This is a genomic window from Paracidovorax avenae ATCC 19860 (assembly GCF_000176855.2).
Taxonomy (GTDB): domain Bacteria; phylum Pseudomonadota; class Gammaproteobacteria; order Burkholderiales; family Burkholderiaceae_C; genus Paracidovorax; species Paracidovorax avenae.
In genome coordinates, this window is record NC_015138.1 from 3,400,454 (window position 1) to 3,416,906 (window position 16,453).

The following is a 16,453-nucleotide window of genomic DNA, read 5'->3' on the forward strand; positions in this document are numbered from 1 at the left end:
TCGGCTGAAATTCCCAGTTCTTCTATTGGCCACAGAGGTCGAAGCAACGGCGGTCACTTGCCTACATGCCGCGCCGGTACGGATTCTCAAGAATGGCTTCTCCCGGTCGCCCGGCACACCCTACCGATCCGATAGGCAAGAGCCAGTCCTGTTCGCTTCTCCATGGCAGGATCACGACAGACATTGGCAGAAGCGCGCGAACCCGCCATGGGCGGACGGCGTACGCTACCGGTCTTCGCCGCTGATACCGCTCTGCCCCTCCTCACGGAGTGCAGCAGCTTCCGGCCTCCAGAGCCCTTCCCGCACCCCACGATGACCGCTACGACCGCAGATCCCGCGCAGCCCGCGCACCTCCCCTCGCCCACCGCCACTGCCACTGTCGCCCCAACCACGCAGGACTCCACCCCCCACGGCTTCCTGCTCGCCATCGTCGGCGGCGCAGCCTTCGCCCACCTGCTCAACGACATGATCCAGGCGATGCTGCCGTCGATCTTCCCGATGCTGAAGGCGAATTTCTCGCTGAGCTTCGGGCAGATCGGGATCATCGCGCTGGTCTACCAGGTGACGGCGTCGCTGCTGCAGCCCTGGATCGGTTTCTACACCGACAAACATCCCAAGCCCTACCTGCTGCCGGCGGGCATGTGCATGACGCTGCTGGGCATCGCGCTGCTGGCGATGGCGCACAGCTATCCGATGCTCCTGGTCGCGGCGGCGGTGGTGGGCGTGGGTTCGGCCACGTTCCATCCGGAGGCTTCGCGCATCGCGCGGCTGGCGTCGGGCGGGCGGTTCGGCACGGCGCAGTCCACGTTCCAGGTGGGCGGCAACACGGGCACGGCGATCGGGCCGCTGCTGACGGCGGCGATCGTGATCCCGCACGGGCAACCGGCGGTCGCGTGGTTCATGGTGGCGGCGCTGCTGGCGATCTTCGTGCTGTACCGGCTCACGACGTGGGTGCGGCACCATGGGGCCGCGAAGGCCCGGGGGCTGGCGCGCGGCGGCAGCGAGGGGCTGGACCGGGCCGGCGTGGTGCGCGCCGTGGCCGTGATCTGCGTGCTGATGTTCGCGAAGTTCGTCTATATCGCGTCGTTCACCAACTACTTCACGTTCTACCTGATCGAGCGCTTCCACGTGGGGGTGCAGACGAGCCAGATGTTCCTGTTTTTGTTCCTCGCGGCGGTGGCGGCGGGTACGTTCGCGGGTGGGCCGGTGGGCGACCGCATCGGCCGCAAGGCGGTGATCTGGATATCGTTCCTGGGCGTGGCGCCGTTCGCGCTGGCGCTGCCGCATGTGGGCCTGGCGTGGACGGCGGTGTTCGCCGTCGTGATCGGGCTGGTGATGTCTTCCGCCTTCGCCGCGCTGGTGGTGTATGCGCAGGAGGCCGTGCCAGGCCGCGTGGGGCTGGTGTCCGGCCTGATGTTCGGGTTGATGTTCGGCATCGGCGGGATCGGCGCGGCCGGGCTGGGTGACCTGGCGGACATCCACGGCATCGTGTGGGTGTACGGCGTGACGTCGTTCCTGCCGCTGCTGGGGCTGGCGACGGCGTTCCTGCCCGATACGCGCCGCAAGGCACGGGTTTCCTGACGCTGGCGCGAGCCATGGCCCCGCTGCGGGAGGGGCGAGGCCGCCTGGTCAGGAATCCCCGGCCGCGGACGGCCAGCGGGGCAGCCACTGCTCGAGGTGCTCGGCGAAGCCCTCCGCCGCCGGCGACAGCGTGCGCGCGAGCGGCCGGTACAGGCAGACCTTGCGCACGGTCTCGGGCTCGACCACGCGGCGCATGACCAGGCCGAGCGGCCGCGCCATCACCGCGACGTAGGCCGGGGCGAGCGTGGCGGCGAGGCCCTGGGCCGCGATGCCCAGCGCCGTGGAGATGTTGTCCACGACGTCCACCGGCACCACGCGGTCGTCCTGGGGCGCGTTCACGTGCATCTGCGCGACGCTGCGCTCGTGGTCGCGCCCGGCCGCCACGAGCGCGTGTCCGCGCAGATCGTCCCACCGCAACGGCGAATGCCGGGCGAGCGGATGCGTCGGCGCGCACCACAGCACCCACAGGCTGTCGAACATCGGCACGCGCCGCACGCCCTCGCCGGAGGGCCGGTCGGGGCCCACGGCCAGATCCACGTCGCCGGCCAGCACGGCGTCCACCAGGTGATCGACGGACAGGTCTTTCACGCGCACGACCACGCGGGGCCGTTGCGCCTGGTACGCAAGGATGGCCGCCGGGATGGCGGCGCTGGCCAGCACCAGCGGGGCCCCCACGCGCACGATGCCCGCAGCCCGGTTGCGCACGTCCGACGCCGCGCTGTCGGCCGCCCGGACGTGGCGCAGCACGGTGTCCGCCGGGCCGAGGAAGTCCTGTCCCGCGCTGGACAGGCTGACCCGGCGCGTGGTGCGGTCGAACAGGCGGAAACCGAGCACGGCCTCCAGTTCGGCCACCAGCTGGCTGACGGCCTGGGCCGTCAGCCTGAGGCGCTGGGCCGCTTCGGAAAAGCTGCGGTGTTCCGCCACGGCGACGAAGGCTTCGAGCTGGCGCAGGGTGTATCGGGTCAGGGCCACGCCCGATTATCAACGAATGGTTGATAAATCCCTCCGATTCATTGTTTGTGCAGGGCCGCCATCTTCCGGAGACTCGGTTTCCATCAAACAACGGCCCGCCATTGCGTGGCAGGGCCTGCAGGAGACAACACCATGACCGACGCACACGCGCACCACCGCGCGCTGGCCCGTGAACTCATCGAGGCCGAGCGCAGCCGCCAGCCCGTGGAGCACTTCAGCAAGCGCCTGCCCGGCATGACCATTGCCGACAGCTACGCCATCCAGCGTGAATGGACGGCGCTCAAGCTGGCAGCGGGCGACACCATCGTGGGCCGCAAGATCGGCCTGACATCGCGGGCCATGCAGATCGCCTCGCAGATCACCGAACCCGACTACGGCGTGCTGCTGCAAAGCATGGTGATCGACAACGGCACCGAGGTGGAAGCCGCGCGCTTCCTCGTGCCGCGGCTCGAAGTCGAATTCGCCTTCATCCTCGCCAAACCGCTGCGCGGGCCCAACGCCACGCTGTTCGACGTGCTCAACGCCACCGACTACGTGATCCCGGCGCTGGAGCTGATCGACGCGCGCATCGAGCAGTTCGACCGCGTGACCAAGGCGCCGCGCAAGGTGCTGGACACCATCGCCGACAACGCCGCCAGCGCCGGCATCGTGATGGGCGGCCGGCCGATGCGGCCCGACCAGGTGGACTGGCGCTGGGCCGGTGCGCTGCTCTTCAAGAATGGCGTGATCGAGGAATCGGGCCTGGGCGCCGCGGTGCTCAACCACCCGGGCAACGGCGTGGCCTGGCTGGCCAACAAGCTGGCGCCGCACGGCGACGGGCTGGAGGCCGGGCAGATCGTGCTGGGCGGCTCCTTCACGCGGCCGGTGCATTGCGCGGCGGGCGACACCTTCCATGCGGACTACGGCCCGCTCGGCGCCATCTCCCTGAAGTTCGTCTGATGCCCTCCACCCTGAACACCTTCAAGGCGGCGCTGGCCGCGCCCGGCGCACAGATCGGCCTGTGGCTGGGCCTGGCCGAGCCCTACACCGCCGAGCTGTGCGCCACGGCCGGTTTCGACTGGCTGCTGGTGGACGGCGAGCACGGCCCCAACGACCTGTGAACGATGCTGGGCACGCTACAGGCCGTGGCGCCCTACCCTGCCCATCCGGTGGTGCGCATCCCGCGCGGCGATGCGACGCAGGTCAAGCAGGTGCTGGAGGTCGGTGCCACCACGCTGCTGGTGCCGATGGTGGAAGACGCCGGACAGGCCCGTGGCCTGGTGCAGGCCATGCGTTATCCGCCGCAGGGCATCCGCGGCGTGGGCAGCGGCCTGGCGCGCTCCTCGCGCTGGGGCGCCGATGCGCAATACCTGCAGACCGCCAACGAGCGGATGTGCCTGCAGGTGCAGGTGGAAACGGCGTCCGCCCTGTCGCGCATCGACGAGATCGCGGCCGTGGAGGGCGTCGATGGCGTGTTCATCGGGCCTGCGGACCTGTCGGCCTCGATGGGCCTGCTGGGCCAGCCCGGCCACCCGGACGTGCGGGCGGCCATCGAGCATGCGTTCACCCGCATCCAGGCCGCCGGCAAGGCGCCGGGCATCCTGGCCACGGACGAGACGTTCGCACGCCACTGGATCGGCCGGGGCGCGCGCTTCGTCGCCGTGGGCGTGGAAGCGACGCTGCTGGCCCAGGCCAGCCGCGCCCTGGCACGCCGCTTCAAGGAAGCACCGGCGCCCGCCGCCGGCAGCACGTCGGGCTATTGAGCATGCAGGCCGAACTGAACGAACTGCGCCAGGCCTTCGCCGGCCGCCTGCTGGTGGACGAGGCGGACAAGGCCCCCTTTCTGACCGACTGGCGCCGCAAGTGGACCGGCCAGGCCCTGGCCGTGGCCCAGCCCGACAGCGCCGCCGACGTGGCGGCCGTCGTGCGCTGGTGCGCCCAGCACCGCATCGCCGTGGTGCCGCAGGGCGGCAATACTGGCCTGTCGGGCGGCGCCACGCCCGACACGTCGGGCCGCACGCTGGTGCTGTCGCTAACGCGCCTGAACAAGGTGCGCGCCATCGACACCATCAACAACACACTGACGGTGGAAGCCGGCGTCACGCTGCAGCAGGTGCAGGACGCCGCACGCGAAGCCGGCCGGCTGTTCCCGCTGAGCCTGGCCGCCGAAGGCACGTGCACCATCGGCGGCAACCTGGCGAGCAATGCCGGCGGCGTGCAGGTGCTGCGCTACGGCAACGCCCGCGAGTTGTGCCTGGGCATCGAAGCCGTGACGGCGCAGGGCGAGCTGTGGGACGGCCTGCGCGGCCTGCGCAAGGACAACACGGGCTACGACCTGCGCGACCTGTTCATCGGCAGCGAAGGCACGCTGGGCGTGATCACCGCCGCTGTGCTGAAGCTGCACCCGTTGCCAGCCGCGCAGGTGGCCGCCTTCGTCGCGGTGCCCGATCCGGCCGCCGCATTGCAACTGCTGCAACTGGCCCAGTCGCGCCTGGGCGCCGGGCTGACGGCCTTCGAGCTGATGAGCGACACCTGCATCGCGCTGGTGGAAAAGCATGTGGACAGCGCGCGCCTGCCGCTGGCCGAGCGCTCGCCCTGGTACGTGCTGCTGGAAGTCAGCGACAACGTGGACGAGGCCCATGCCAGCGCCGCCATCGAAGGCCTGCTGGAGGCCGCGCTGGAGCAGGAACTGGCCACCGATGCGGCCTTGTCCGCCACACTGGCCCAGTTCCAGGCCCTGTGGGCGCTGCGCGAGGACATCTCCGAATCGCAGGGCGCGGAGGGCCGCACCATCAAGCACGACATCGCGCTGCCGATCTCGCGCATCGCCGACTTCATCGACACCACGGGCACGGAGATCGCGCGCCGCTGGCCGGGCGAGCGGCTGGTCGTCTTCGGCCACCTGGGCGACGGCAACCTGCACTACAACCTCTCGCCCGCCGCCGACCGGCTGGGCGCGGAGCACCGGGCCGCCTTCGAGGCACTCGAACAACCCATCAACCAGTGCGTGCACGACGCGGTCGCGGCCCATGGCGGCTCGATCTCGGCGGAGCACGGGCTGGGCGTGCTGCGCCGCGACGAGGCCGCGCGCCACAAGTCGCCCGTGGAGCTGCGCCTGATGCAGGCCGTCAAGGCCGCTCTCGACCCCCACGGCCTCATGAATCCCGGCAAGTTGCTGCCACCCAACCAGGAGCATTCCGAATGACCACTTCCCTGCTGGACGTGGCGGGCGTCAAGGTCTCGCCCGACCACTACATCGACGGCCGCCGCGTACCCTCTGCCACCACTTTCGAGCTGTTCAGCCCCATCGACCAGCAGCGGCTGGGCCGCATCGCTGAAGGCCTCGAAGACCACACCGAGGCCGCCATCCAGGCCGCCCAGCGCGCCTTCCCGGCCTGGAGCGCCCTGACCGCGGCCGAGCGCCTGCCCTGCCTGGAGCGCTTCGCCGAGGAGATCGGCAAGCGCGCCGACGACTTCTGCCGGCTGGAGAGCACCGATGCAGGCGTGCTGCTCTCGCGCATGCGGCACGGCGTGGTGCCGCGCGCCATGCTCAACATCCGCTGGTTCGCCCAGCATGCGCTGGAGCTGCAGAACCGGCCCATCGACACCGAGCAGGCCCACCACATCGTGCGCCACGACCCGGCCGGCGTGGTGGTGATCATCACGCCGTGGAACGCGCCGCTGATGCTCTCCACCTGGAAGCTGGGCCCGGCCCTGGCCGCGGGCAACACCTGCGTGCTGAAGCCGCCGGAGTGGGCGCCGCTCACCTGCTCGCTGCTGGCCGACTGCGCCGACGCGGCCGGCCTGCCGCCGGGCGTGTTCAACGTGGTGCAGGGCACGGGCGCCAGCACCGGCGCACGGCTGGTGGGCGATGCACGCATCGCACGCATCTCCTTCACGGGCAGCGTGCCCACGGCCAGGTCCATCGCGCAGGCCGCCGGCGCGAACCTCGTGCCCTGCAGCCTGGAGCTGGGCGGCAAGAGCCCCTTCATCGTGCTGGAAGATGCCGACCTGGATGGTGCCGCGGCCACCGGCGCGCTGATGTACCGTAATGCCGGCCAGGTCTGCCTGGCGGGGACGCGCTTCCTGGTGCACGAGAAGGTGGCCGAGCGCTTCATCGCCACGATGCGCAGCCACGTCGAGAAGCTCAACGTGGGCGACCCGCGCGACGAGGCCACCGAGGTGGGTCCCATCATCCATCCGCGCCAGGTGGAGCGCGTCGAAGGCTTCGTCCAGCGCGCCGTCGCGGCCGGCGCCGAGCTGCTGTGGGGCGGCGAGCGCCACGGCTTCGGCGCCCAGTACTTCAAGCCGACCATGGTCACGAAGGTGAAGCAGGACAGCGAGATCGTGCAGAACGAGGTCTTCGGCCCGGTGCTCACGCTGCAGACCTTCGCCAGCGACGAAGAGGCCATCGAACTGGCCAACGGTACCGATTACGGCCTGGGCGGCGTCTGCTACGGCGAGACCGGGCACGCCACCGAGATCGCCAGGCAGGTGCGCACCGGCTTCATCTGGGTCAACAGCTTCGGCATCCGCGACCTGGCCGCGCCCTTCGGCGGCATCAAGCGCTCCGGCGTGGGCCGCGAAGGCGGCGACTGGAGCTTCGAGTTTTTCTGCGACATCAAGGACGTCGTGGTTCCCAAGAAGCCGTTCAAGGCGAGCTTCAGCCACCGTTGACCCCACGGTTGACCGATCGTAAGGAGATATCCATGGGACAAATCGTCGGCTCTGCCCTCGTATCGCACCACCCCGGCCTGATGCAGTGCGAGGAATTCCGCCGCCTGCAGGGCGCGGGCGAAGACTCGGACCTGATCGCCGGCTTTGCCCGGCTGAAGGCACGCATCGAAGCGGCGCAACCGGATGTGGTGATGATCTTCGACAGCCACTGGTTCACCACCGGCTACCACCTGGTGGACGGCGGCGCGCGCTACACCGGCACCTACATCTCGGACGAGATGCCCTGGTACCTGAATGGCGTGCCGTACGATTACCGCGGCCATCCCGGCCTGGCCCTGGCCATCGAGGCGGTCTCGCGCGAGCAGGGTGGCTACAACCGCGCCATCCGCCATCCGGACCTGGGCCGCCACTACGCGACGGTGAACCTGATCAAGCTGCTCCAGCTGGAGCTGAGCGACATCCCGGTGGTCACGGCGAGCTCCTGCCAGAACTGCGAATGGCCGCACTTCCTGAAGTCGGGCGAGGCCATCGGCGAGGCCATCCGCCGCAGCGACCTGCGCGTGGTGCTGCTGGCCTCGGGCGCGCTCAGCCACAAGTTCAACGGCATCGACTGGAAGCCGAACCATCCGCGCATCTTCCACGAGAGCAACGTCTCGTCGCCCGAGAACATCGAGAGCGACAAGGGCGCCATCGCGCTGATGGCCGAAGGCCGGCACGACAAGATCCTGGAGCGCTGGGACGGCGAATACCGCCGCAAGCCCTGGGAGGCCTTCGGCGCGCACTACCTGCAGATGCTGGGCGCCCTGGGCGGCGCGGAATGCCGGGCGAAGGGCGAGGCCCTGTCCGCCTACGAGAACGCGCGGGGCACCGGGAACATCCACATGTGGTTCCCGGCCTGAGCGCACTGCGCACACCATAGAACAACGACCAGGAGACAAGCCCCATGACCCCGACCAGCGCCACCGCCGGCACGACACCCGCGCACGCGGGCACAGGCACGCCCCTCGATCCCCCCGCCGCGGAAGAAGCCACCTACGCGCAGGTCACGCGCCGCATCATTCCCTTCCTGTGCCTGTGCTTCGTGATCGCCTTCCTCGACCGCGTGAACGTGAGCTTCGCCAAGCTGCAGATGCTGCAGGACCTGCAGTTCAGCGAGACCGTCTATGGCCTGGGCGCGGGCATCTTCTTCATCGCGTACTTCCTGTTCGAGGTGCCGAGCAACCTGATCATGCACCGCGTGGGCGCCCGGCGCTGGATCGCGCGGATCATGATCACCTGGGCCCTGCTGACCTGCGCGATGGCGTTCGTGCAGAGCGCGACCGCCTTCTACGTGGTGCGCTTCCTGCTGGGCGCGGCAGAGGCCGGCTTCTTCCCCGGCATGATCCTGTACCTCACCTACTGGTACCCGGTCCATCGACGCAGCCGCATCACCGCCCTGTTCATGACCGCCATTCCCATCGCGGGCGTGCTGGGCGGCATGGGCTCGGGGTGGATCCTGCAGTCGATGAACGGCGTGCACGGCATGGCCGGATGGCAGTGGCTGTTCGTGCTGGAAGGCATTCCCTCGCTGATCGTGGGCATCTGCGTGCTGTTCTACCTGGACGACGGCATCGCCGCCGCGCGCTGGCTGACACCGGCGCAGAAGGCGTTGCTGCAGCAGCGTATCGACGCCGAATCGTCCACCAAGGCCCACGTGTCCGTCGGCTCGGCCTTCCGGCACCCGCTGGTGTGGCTGCTGGCGCTGGTGTACTTCGGCAGCTCGATGGGGCAGTACGGTTTCGGCTTCTGGCTGCCTTCCATCATCAAGGCCACGGGGGTGTCCAGCCCGCTGCACATCGGCCTGCTGTCCGCCATTCCCTATGCCTTCGGCATCGTCGCGATGATCCTGGTCGGGCGCCACTCCGACCGCACCGGCGAGCGCCGCTGGCACTACGGCCTGTCGGCCCTGGTGTCCGCGGCAGGCCTGGTCGGCGCGGTCGTGTGGAGCCACGACACGGCCATCGCCATGGTCGCGCTCACCTTCGCGAGCATGGGCCTGCAATGCCTGGCGCCCGTGTTCTGGACGCTGCCCACCGGCGTGCTCGGCGGCGTGGCGGCCGCCGCGGGCATCGCCGTCATCAATGCCATCGGCAACCTGGCCGGCTTCGTCAGTCCCTACCTGGTCGGCTGGGTCAAGGACACGACCGGCACCACGGCCGCCGGCATGTATGTGATCGCAGGTTTCCTGCTGCTGGCCGGCGCGCTGGTCGTGCTGTGCGTGCGCCCGGAACCGCGCCGCTGATCCCCTTCTTCCTTTGCCTGTCACCCCCGAGGCTGCCATGAACTTCGAATTCCCTCTCCAATCCCAGCCCGCCGTGATGTGCGGCCCCCGCGTCGAGCGCCGCCGCGTGCTCATCGGCGGCAGCGCCTTCTGGGGCACGATGGTGGAAGAAGGCACCGACGCGGGCCGCCTGCGCCTGGACGATGGCCGCCTGCTGGATGCCGACGCACAGACCTACCTGCCGCCAGTCAACCCCGGCAAGATCATCGCGGTCCACATCTCCTACAGCTCGCGCAGCTTCGAGACCCGCAACAAGCCGAAGCCCACCGAGACGCCCACCTACTTCACCAAGCCGCCGACCGCGCTCAACGGCCACAAGGGCCAGATCCTGAAGCCGGCGGACTGCAAGTACCTCAACTACGAAGGCGAGTACGCGGTGGTGATCGGCCGCACCTGCCGCAACGTGACGCCCGACGAAGCCTGGGACTACATCGAGGGCTTCTGCCCCGCGCTGGACATGGGGCTGCAGGACTTCCGCGACACCGACCAGGGCAGCATGCTGCGCGTGAAGGGCGCGGACACGCTGCTGCCCATCGGACCGGGCATCGTGCGCGGCGTGGACCTGTTCGCGCAGACGCTGCGCACGCTGGTCAACGGCCGCGTGGTGCAGGAGGCGCACATCGGCGACGAGACGATCTGGGGCCCGCACTACGTGATCGCCGACATCGCGCGCCACATCACGCTCATGCCCGGCGACGTGATCCTGATGGGCACGCCCTGCCATTCGCGCAGCGTCGATCCCGGCAACGTGGTGGCCTGCGAGATCACCGGCATCGGCCGCGTGGAAGGCACGGTGGTGGGCATCGAGGCTCCGCGCGCGGCGGCGCTGGGCGTGGGCCATGCGCCCACCGACAGCCCCGAGGTGCGGCGCGTGGCGCTGGGCTTCGACGAGCGCGTGCCGGAGCACTTCAAGGCCAACCTGCGCGAGGCCAAAGGCCAATGATCGGCCAGGTCTGCATCGTCGGCGCGGGCGCCATCGGCGGCCTGATCGGCACCCGGCTGGCAGCAGCCGGACAGACCGAGGTCTGCGCCCTGGCGCGCGGCGCCACCCTGGAAGCCCTGCGGCACGGCGGCTGGCAGCTGGAAAGCGCCGACGGCCAGCGTCTGCAGGTGCCCACGCGTGCCTCCGACCGGCCGGCCGACCTGGGCCGGCAGGACCTGGTCGTCATCGCGGTCAAGGGGCCCGCTCTCGCCGGCCTCGCGCCGACGCTCGCGCCCTTGCTCGGCCCCGACACCATCGTGCTGCCGGCCATGAATGGCGTGCCCTGGTGGTTCTGCCAGCGCATTCCCGGTTTCGCCGGGACGGACCTGCGCAGCGTCGACCCCGAAGGCCGCATCGCCGCGGCCATCGGCCATGAGCGCGTGCTGGGTGCCGTCGTGCATGCGAGCGCGTCCACCCTGCAGCCCGGCGTGGTCCGCCACCAGATGGGCCGGGGCCTGATCGTGGGCGAACCCGGCGGCGGGCCCAGCGAGCGGGCCGGGGCCGTCGTTTCCCTGCTGGCGCATGCGGGGTTCGACGCCACCCGGAGCGACGATGTGCGCTCGGCCATCTGGTACAAGCTGTGGGGCAATCTCACGATGAACCCGGTCAGCGCCCTCACCGGCGCCACGGTGGACCGCATCCTGGCCGACCCGCTGGTGCGCGGCTTCTGCTCCACCGCCATGCAGGAAGCCGCCCTCATCGGCCGGCAGATCGGCTGCCCCATCGACGAGGCCCCGGAGGCCCGCCACGCGGTCACGGCCAGGCTGGGGGCCTTCCGCACCTCCATGCTGCAGGACGCCCAGGCCGGCCGGCCGATCGAGCTGGACGCCATCGTGGGTGCCACCCATGAGATCGGCGAGCGCCTGGGACTGGCGACGCCCGCGATCGGCGCCCTGCTGGGCATGGCCCGGCTCTTCGGCCGCGTGCATGGCCTCTATCCCGAAGCCCATGCCGCATGACCGTGCCGGGATCGTGAACACGTTCCTGGCAGCCGATACTGCAACCCCGCCTGACCTGAGGAGATCCACCATGTCATCGCTTTTCGACTTCCTGCGTACCGCCGCCGACACGCCGGCCCCGCCCGAAGGCGCGGCGCTGAGCCGGCGGCGCCTGCTGGCGGCCGGCTGCCTCTGCTGCGCCCTGCCCCTGGCCCGCGCACAGTCCACCGGACCGCTGCCGGCCGCGGCCCAGGCCCATCTGGACGCCGCCCGGCGCGCTGCCGGCAACGACCTGCTCGCGTACATGCGCCTGGGCGACGGCATCGCGCCCACACCCAGCGCGCCGCCCGTGTCGCCGGAGGCGCTGATGGCCCTGCCCGCGCCGGCCCCGGGCTGGGCCTTCGACAACCTGTGCTTCGTCGGCAACAAGTGGGTGAGCGCCTGGGGCCTGACCACGCCGGACGGCCTGGTCGTGATCGACGCGATGGACAACGACGAGGAAGCCCGCACGCTGGTGGCCGCAGGCCTGCGCACGCTGGGCCAGGATCCGGCCACGATCCGCGCCGTGCTGATCACCCATGGGCACGGCGACCACTACGGCGGCTTCGCCCATCTGAAGTCCCTCTCCGGCGCGCGCGCCGCCATGAGCGAGGCGGACTGGACGATGACGGAAACCCAGCTGGAGTTCGACCGGTCCGACTGGGGCCGCCCACCGAAGCGCGATCTGGTGCTCAAGGAAGGCCAGACACTGACCTGGGGCGACACGAAGATCGACGTGCTGCTCACGCCCGGCCACACCATGGGCACCGTCTCGCTGCTGTTCGACGTGCGCGAAGGCGCGCGCCGCCACCGTGCACTGCTCTGGGGCGGCACTGCGTTCAACTTCCAGCGCAGCCCCGACCGCATGCAAAGGCTGCAGGCCTACATCGACCAGACCGACCGCGTGCGCCGCCTGGTGGAAGCACAGGGCGTGGACGTGTTCATCTCCAACCACGACCTGTTCGACGAGGCAGTGAACAAGCTGCAGGCCAGGCAACGGGGCGGCGGCGGCCGCAATCCGTTCGTCCTGGGCACGGCCAACGTCGTGCGGGCATTGACCGTGATGAATGAATGCGCGCGAGCCACGCAGGTGGTCTGGAGCGCCTGAAGCGCCGAGTTCAGGGAACGGCCCCGGGTGCCGCCCGGCCCGCTTGCGCGCCCATCGGGCCCGTCTCCTGCAGCAGGTCCACGAACGCCCTCACCTTCGCGGGCCGGAAGCGCGCCGGGGGAAACACCGCGTGGATGCCCCCGGACGGCAGGGACCATTGCGGCAGCACGTGGACCAGCCGGCCTGCCGCCAGGTCCTCGGCCACCGCATAGTCCGGCAGTACGGACAGCCCGGCACCGAGGCGCACGGCCTCGCGCACCGCCAGCGTCGCATCCATGGACATCACGGCATGCACGGAGACGCCCTGCCGCTCCAGTTCGCCCCGCGAGAAGCTCCAGCGCGTGGGCTCGCGCAAAGCGGTATTGGCGACGAACGGCAGCCGGGCGACGCCCTGCGGGTCTTCCAGTGCGTCCACCTGGCCTTGCCACGCGGGCGCCGCGACCAGCAGTTGCCGGAATGCGCCGATCTGCCGGGCCTGCACGGCCGGGTCCGTCAGCCACCCCACGCGGATCGCCAGTTCCACCTGGCCGGACATCACGTCGAGCGATTGGTCGCTCAGGATCGCATCCACCCTGCATTGCGGATACCGGCGCGTGAATTCGGTGACGGCCGGCACGACGGTCGTGATGCCGTAATCCAGCGCGGCCGTCAGGCGCAACGTGCCGGAAGGCTCCGTCACCCCCTCGCCGAGTTCATCGAAGGCATCGTGCGCTTCCTTCAGGACCAACGCACAGCGTGCATGGAAAGCCCTGCCCGCATCCGTGGGCGTCACCCTGCGCGTGGTGCGCGTGAGCAGCGTCGTGCGGAATTCCCGCTCCAGCCGCGCCACCTGCTGGCTGACGACGGCCTTGGTGATACCCAGCCGCTCGGCGGCCGCCGTGAAGCTGCCCGTCTCGACCACTGCCGCGAAATACGCCATGCGCTTGAGGTTGCCGAGGTGGCTGGTACCCGGTTCCAGATCATTGTTTGCCATTGGCATACAGATTATCAGTCTTGACGTGATTTATTTGTCAATCAGGGCTGCCTACCATCAATGCATCGAACACATCCGGACTCTCCCGAGCCCTCCGAAGCGTCCCATGACCAAGACACTGCACTACCTCTTCGACCCGCTTTGCGGCTGGTGCTACGGCGCCGGCGGCACGGTGGCGGAACTCGCCGCCCTGCCTGGCGTCGCCCTGCGGCTGCTGCCCAGCGGCCTGTTCTCCGGCGAAGGTGCCCGCCCGATGAGCGCCGATTTCGCGGACTACGCCTGGAGCAACGACCAGCGCATCGAGCGCCTCACGGGCCAGCCTTCACGGAGCAGTACCGCAGCGACGTGCTGGGCGACCACCGGCAGATGTTCGACAGCGGCCCCGCCACCGTCGCACTGACGGCCGTGGCGCTGACCGCGCCCGAACGCGAGCTGGAGGCGCTCAAGGCCATCCAGCAGGCCCGCTACGTCCACGGCCAGGACATCACGCAACTGGACACGCTGGTGGCCACGCTGAAAGACATCGGTCTCGGCGATGCCGCGGACCGGCTGGCCCGGCCGGATGCCGGACTGCTCGATGCCAACCGGGAGCGCATCGCCCGGGCGCAGGCGCTGTCGCAGCAGTTCGGCGCACGCGGGGTGCCCGCCTTCGTCCTGGAGCAGGGCGGCCAACAGCAGCTGCTGCATTCCAGCGCCGTGTTTTCCAACCCGCAGGCCTTCCTGGCACAGGTGGCCGGCGCCTGACCTCATCGCCTCTTTCCCTTTCCTCTTTCACTACCCAAGGACCCTCATGATGACCCGCCGAGACTTCGTTCAGACCGCCGCAGCCGCCGGCGCCGCCACCGCCCTGTCGGGCTGCGCTACCCCGGCAGCGACGGCAGCGCCGCTGCAGTGGAAGCACTTCCCCGCCGGCGAAAAGGGCTTCTTCCGCGCTCCCGTGCTGCTCTCCGGCAGCAAGGAGGCGATCCTCATCGACGCAGGCTTCTCGCTGCCCGACGGCCGCGCCGTGGCCGAGGCGATCCAGGCATCGGGCAAGACGCTGACCACCATCTACATCAGCCAGAGCGATCCCGACTACTACTTCAGCCTGGGCGCGATCAAGGCCGCCTTCCCCGCCGCACGGGTGCTGGCCGCATCCGACACCATCGCCGCCATCCGCGCCAACGTGCAGAAGAAGATCGATACCTGGTCGCCGCAGCTCAAGGAAAACGGCCCGCAGAAGCTGGCGGACATCGTCTTCCCCGAGCCCTTCGACGGCCCCTCGCTGAGCCTGGAAGGCAATGTGATCGAGATCGTCAAGGCGCAGGACCTGGGCGCGCGCCGCTACCTGTGGGTGCCTTCGCTGAACGCGGTGTTCGGCGGCGTGCTGGTCTTCTCGGGCCTGCACGTGTGGACGGCCGACACCGCGACGCCCGCCGCGCGTGCGGCCTGGGTGCGGAACCTCGAAGCCATCGCAGCGCGCAAGCCAGCCGTGGTGGTACCCGGCCACATGGCGGCGGGCGGCGCGCTGGACGTCTCGGCCGTGAACTACACCCGCGAATACCTGCTGGCCTTCGAACAGGAAGTCGCCAGGGCGGCCAATAGCGATGCCGTGATCGCGGCGATGACGAAGCGCTACCCCGACGCAGGCCTGCCCGTCGCGCTGCAACTGGGCGCGAAGGTCGCCAAGGGCGAGATGAAGTGGGGCTGATGGAATCGCCCGGGCCCGTCGATCCGGCGCCCGGGCGGCTCTGCCGATGAATTGTTGAACGACCTCGAAAGAAAACACATGAAGATGCTTTTGCCTCTGCGCCTCACCTGCCTGGCGCTCGCACTCGCGGCCACGGGTTTCTCCACCCAGAGCCTGGCACAGGCGCCGCAGCCGCAAGCTGCCGCCGCCGTAGAACGCGACGGCGCGGGCCAGTCGCTCGACGACCTCTACCAGGCCGCCCTCAAGGAAGGCGGCGAGCTGACGGTGTACGCCGGCGGCGACGAGGTGACCCAGGGCTTCGGAATCCAGTCGAACTTCGAGCGACGCTTTCCCGGCATGAAGCTCCACATCGTGGTGGACCTGAGCAAGTACCACGACGCGCGCATCGAAGAGCAGCTGCTGCGCAAGAACCTCGAGGTGGACGTGGCGCACCTGCAGACGCTGCACGACTTCGACGACTGGGCGGCCCGCGGGCTGCTGCTGCCGTACAAGCCCATCGGCTGGGACCAGATTCCTGCGGCCTACAAGGACCCGGCCGGCCGCTTCTCCGGCTTGTTCATGCTGACTTTCGCCAACAGCTACAACAAGAACTATGTGTCGGCGGAGAACGCGCCGCGCGACTACTCCGACTTCCTCAAGCCCGAGTTCAAGAACCGCATCGTCATCGCCTACCCCAACGACGACGACGCCGTGCTGTACGTGTTCGACAAGATCATCCAGAAATACGGCATCGGGTTCATCGACCAGCTCAAGGCCAACGGCGTGCAATGGGTGCGCGGCACGCAGACGCCCCGCGACGCGGTGGAGGCCGGCAAGTACGCCGTCTCGACCGGCACGTCGGGCAGCTTCGTGCCGGTGGAGTCTTCCCCGCTGCGCTTCGTGCTGCCCAAGAGCGATCCTTTCCTGACCTGGGCGCAGACGGGGGCCATCTTCAAGGACGCGAAACACCCGAATGCCGCCAGGCTGTACATGAGCTGGCAGCTGTCGCTGCCGGTGGCCTCCCACCCGCGGCAGTTCCCGATCCGCAAGGACGTGGCGCCGCTGCCGGGCTACCAGTCCCTGGAGCACTACAACACCAGCCCGGAGGACTTCGTGGCGTTCATGCGCGACCGTGCCCGTGTCGAGCGCCTCAAGAGCCTGTTCGAGCGGCTGATCGGGCCCGTGCAGGGTATCTCGCCGCTCAAGGATTGAGCG

At 69.6% G+C, this 16,453-nt stretch carries 15 protein-coding genes and 1 pseudogene; 14 read left to right on the top strand and 2 right to left on the bottom strand.

What is annotated here, in order from left to right; genetic code table 11:
* The first annotated feature begins 312 nt into the window (after positions 1 to 312).
* Positions 313 to 1,581, top strand: coding sequence for an MFS transporter (locus tag ACAV_RS14905; RefSeq protein WP_013595402.1), 1,269 nt, complete (start codon positions 313 to 315; stop codon positions 1,579 to 1,581).
* 48 nt (positions 1,582 to 1,629) lie between these two features.
* Here the strand turns inward: ACAV_RS14905 and ACAV_RS14910 are convergent, their stop codons facing one another.
* On the bottom strand, positions 1,630 to 2,553 hold the full coding sequence (locus ACAV_RS14910) for a LysR family transcriptional regulator (protein WP_013595403.1): 924 nt from the start codon (positions 2,551 to 2,553) through the stop codon (positions 1,630 to 1,632).
* Positions 2,554 to 2,685: 132 nt separating this feature from the next.
* On the opposite strand from ACAV_RS14910, the gene hpaH reads away from it, so the two are divergent.
* The 9 genes and pseudogenes from hpaH to ACAV_RS14955 all read left to right on the top strand — a co-directional run bounded on the left by hpaH (position 2,686) and on the right by ACAV_RS14955 (position 12,596).
* Positions 2,686 to 3,492: a 2-oxo-hept-4-ene-1,7-dioate hydratase gene (gene hpaH, locus ACAV_RS14915; protein ID WP_013595404.1), complete on the top strand. Its 807-nt coding sequence runs from the start codon at positions 2,686 to 2,688 to the stop codon at positions 3,490 to 3,492.
* Positions 3,492 to 4,295: pseudogene (hpaI, locus tag ACAV_RS14920) on the top strand (4-hydroxy-2-oxoheptanedioate aldolase). The gene hpaH and the pseudogene hpaI overlap by 1 nt, the downstream one beginning before the upstream one ends.
* Before the next feature lie 2 nt (positions 4,296 to 4,297).
* Entirely contained in the window at positions 4,298 to 5,737 is a 1,440-nt protein-coding gene (locus ACAV_RS14925; RefSeq protein ID WP_013595405.1) for an FAD-binding oxidoreductase, read from the top strand.
* Positions 5,734 to 7,209 (top strand): aldehyde dehydrogenase, encoded by a 1,476-nt coding sequence (locus ACAV_RS14930; protein ID WP_013595406.1) that lies wholly within the window; start codon positions 5,734 to 5,736, stop codon positions 7,207 to 7,209. Before ACAV_RS14925 ends, ACAV_RS14930 begins: the two co-directional genes overlap by 4 nt.
* A 32-nt stretch (positions 7,210 to 7,241) precedes the next feature.
* Complete coding sequence (locus ACAV_RS14935) at positions 7,242 to 8,108, top strand: DODA-type extradiol aromatic ring-opening family dioxygenase (RefSeq protein WP_013595407.1); 867 nt, start codon at positions 7,242 to 7,244, stop codon at positions 8,106 to 8,108.
* Positions 8,109 to 8,152: 44 nt separating this feature from the next.
* Positions 8,153 to 9,490 (top strand): MFS transporter, encoded by a 1,338-nt coding sequence (locus ACAV_RS14940; protein WP_013595408.1) that lies wholly within the window; start codon positions 8,153 to 8,155, stop codon positions 9,488 to 9,490.
* A 37-nt stretch (positions 9,491 to 9,527) separates the two neighbouring features.
* On the top strand, positions 9,528 to 10,472 hold the full coding sequence (locus ACAV_RS14945) for a fumarylacetoacetate hydrolase family protein (RefSeq protein WP_013595409.1): 945 nt from the start codon (positions 9,528 to 9,530) through the stop codon (positions 10,470 to 10,472).
* Positions 10,469 to 11,470, top strand: a complete 1,002-nt coding sequence (locus tag ACAV_RS14950; RefSeq protein ID WP_013595410.1) for a ketopantoate reductase family protein — start codon at positions 10,469 to 10,471, stop codon at positions 11,468 to 11,470. Before ACAV_RS14945 ends, ACAV_RS14950 begins: the two co-directional genes overlap by 4 nt.
* 70 nt (positions 11,471 to 11,540) lie before the next feature.
* Positions 11,541 to 12,596, top strand: a complete 1,056-nt coding sequence (locus ACAV_RS14955; RefSeq protein WP_013595411.1) for an MBL fold metallo-hydrolase — start codon at positions 11,541 to 11,543, stop codon at positions 12,594 to 12,596.
* A gap of 10 nt (positions 12,597 to 12,606) precedes the next feature.
* Here the strand turns inward: ACAV_RS14955 and ACAV_RS14960 are convergent, their stop codons facing one another.
* A complete protein-coding gene (locus tag ACAV_RS14960) occupies positions 12,607 to 13,575 on the bottom strand; it encodes a LysR family transcriptional regulator (RefSeq protein ID WP_049791115.1) in 969 nt (322 codons plus the stop codon).
* A 100-nt stretch (positions 13,576 to 13,675) separates the two neighbouring features.
* Between ACAV_RS14960 and ACAV_RS25240 the strand changes: the two genes are divergently transcribed.
* From ACAV_RS25240 to ACAV_RS14975, 4 genes are all read left to right on the top strand, one after another.
* Positions 13,676 to 13,969 carry a hypothetical protein gene (locus ACAV_RS25240; protein WP_353611301.1) on the top strand — a complete coding sequence of 98 codons (294 nt, stop codon included), beginning with the start codon at positions 13,676 to 13,678 and terminating at the stop codon, positions 13,967 to 13,969.
* Positions 13,915 to 14,313, top strand: coding sequence for a DsbA family protein (locus tag ACAV_RS25245; protein WP_353611302.1), 399 nt, complete (start codon positions 13,915 to 13,917; stop codon positions 14,311 to 14,313). Before ACAV_RS25240 ends, ACAV_RS25245 begins: the two co-directional genes overlap by 55 nt.
* 46 nt (positions 14,314 to 14,359) lie before the next feature.
* The gene (locus ACAV_RS14970; protein ID WP_013595413.1) at positions 14,360 to 15,259 is read left to right on the top strand and encodes an MBL fold metallo-hydrolase; all 900 of its coding nucleotides are present in this window, start codon (positions 14,360 to 14,362) and stop codon (positions 15,257 to 15,259) included.
* Between the two features lie 78 nt (positions 15,260 to 15,337).
* Positions 15,338 to 16,450, top strand: coding sequence for an ABC transporter substrate-binding protein (locus ACAV_RS14975; protein ID WP_013595414.1), 1,113 nt, complete (start codon positions 15,338 to 15,340; stop codon positions 16,448 to 16,450).
* Positions 16,451 to 16,453 lie beyond the last annotated feature (3 nt).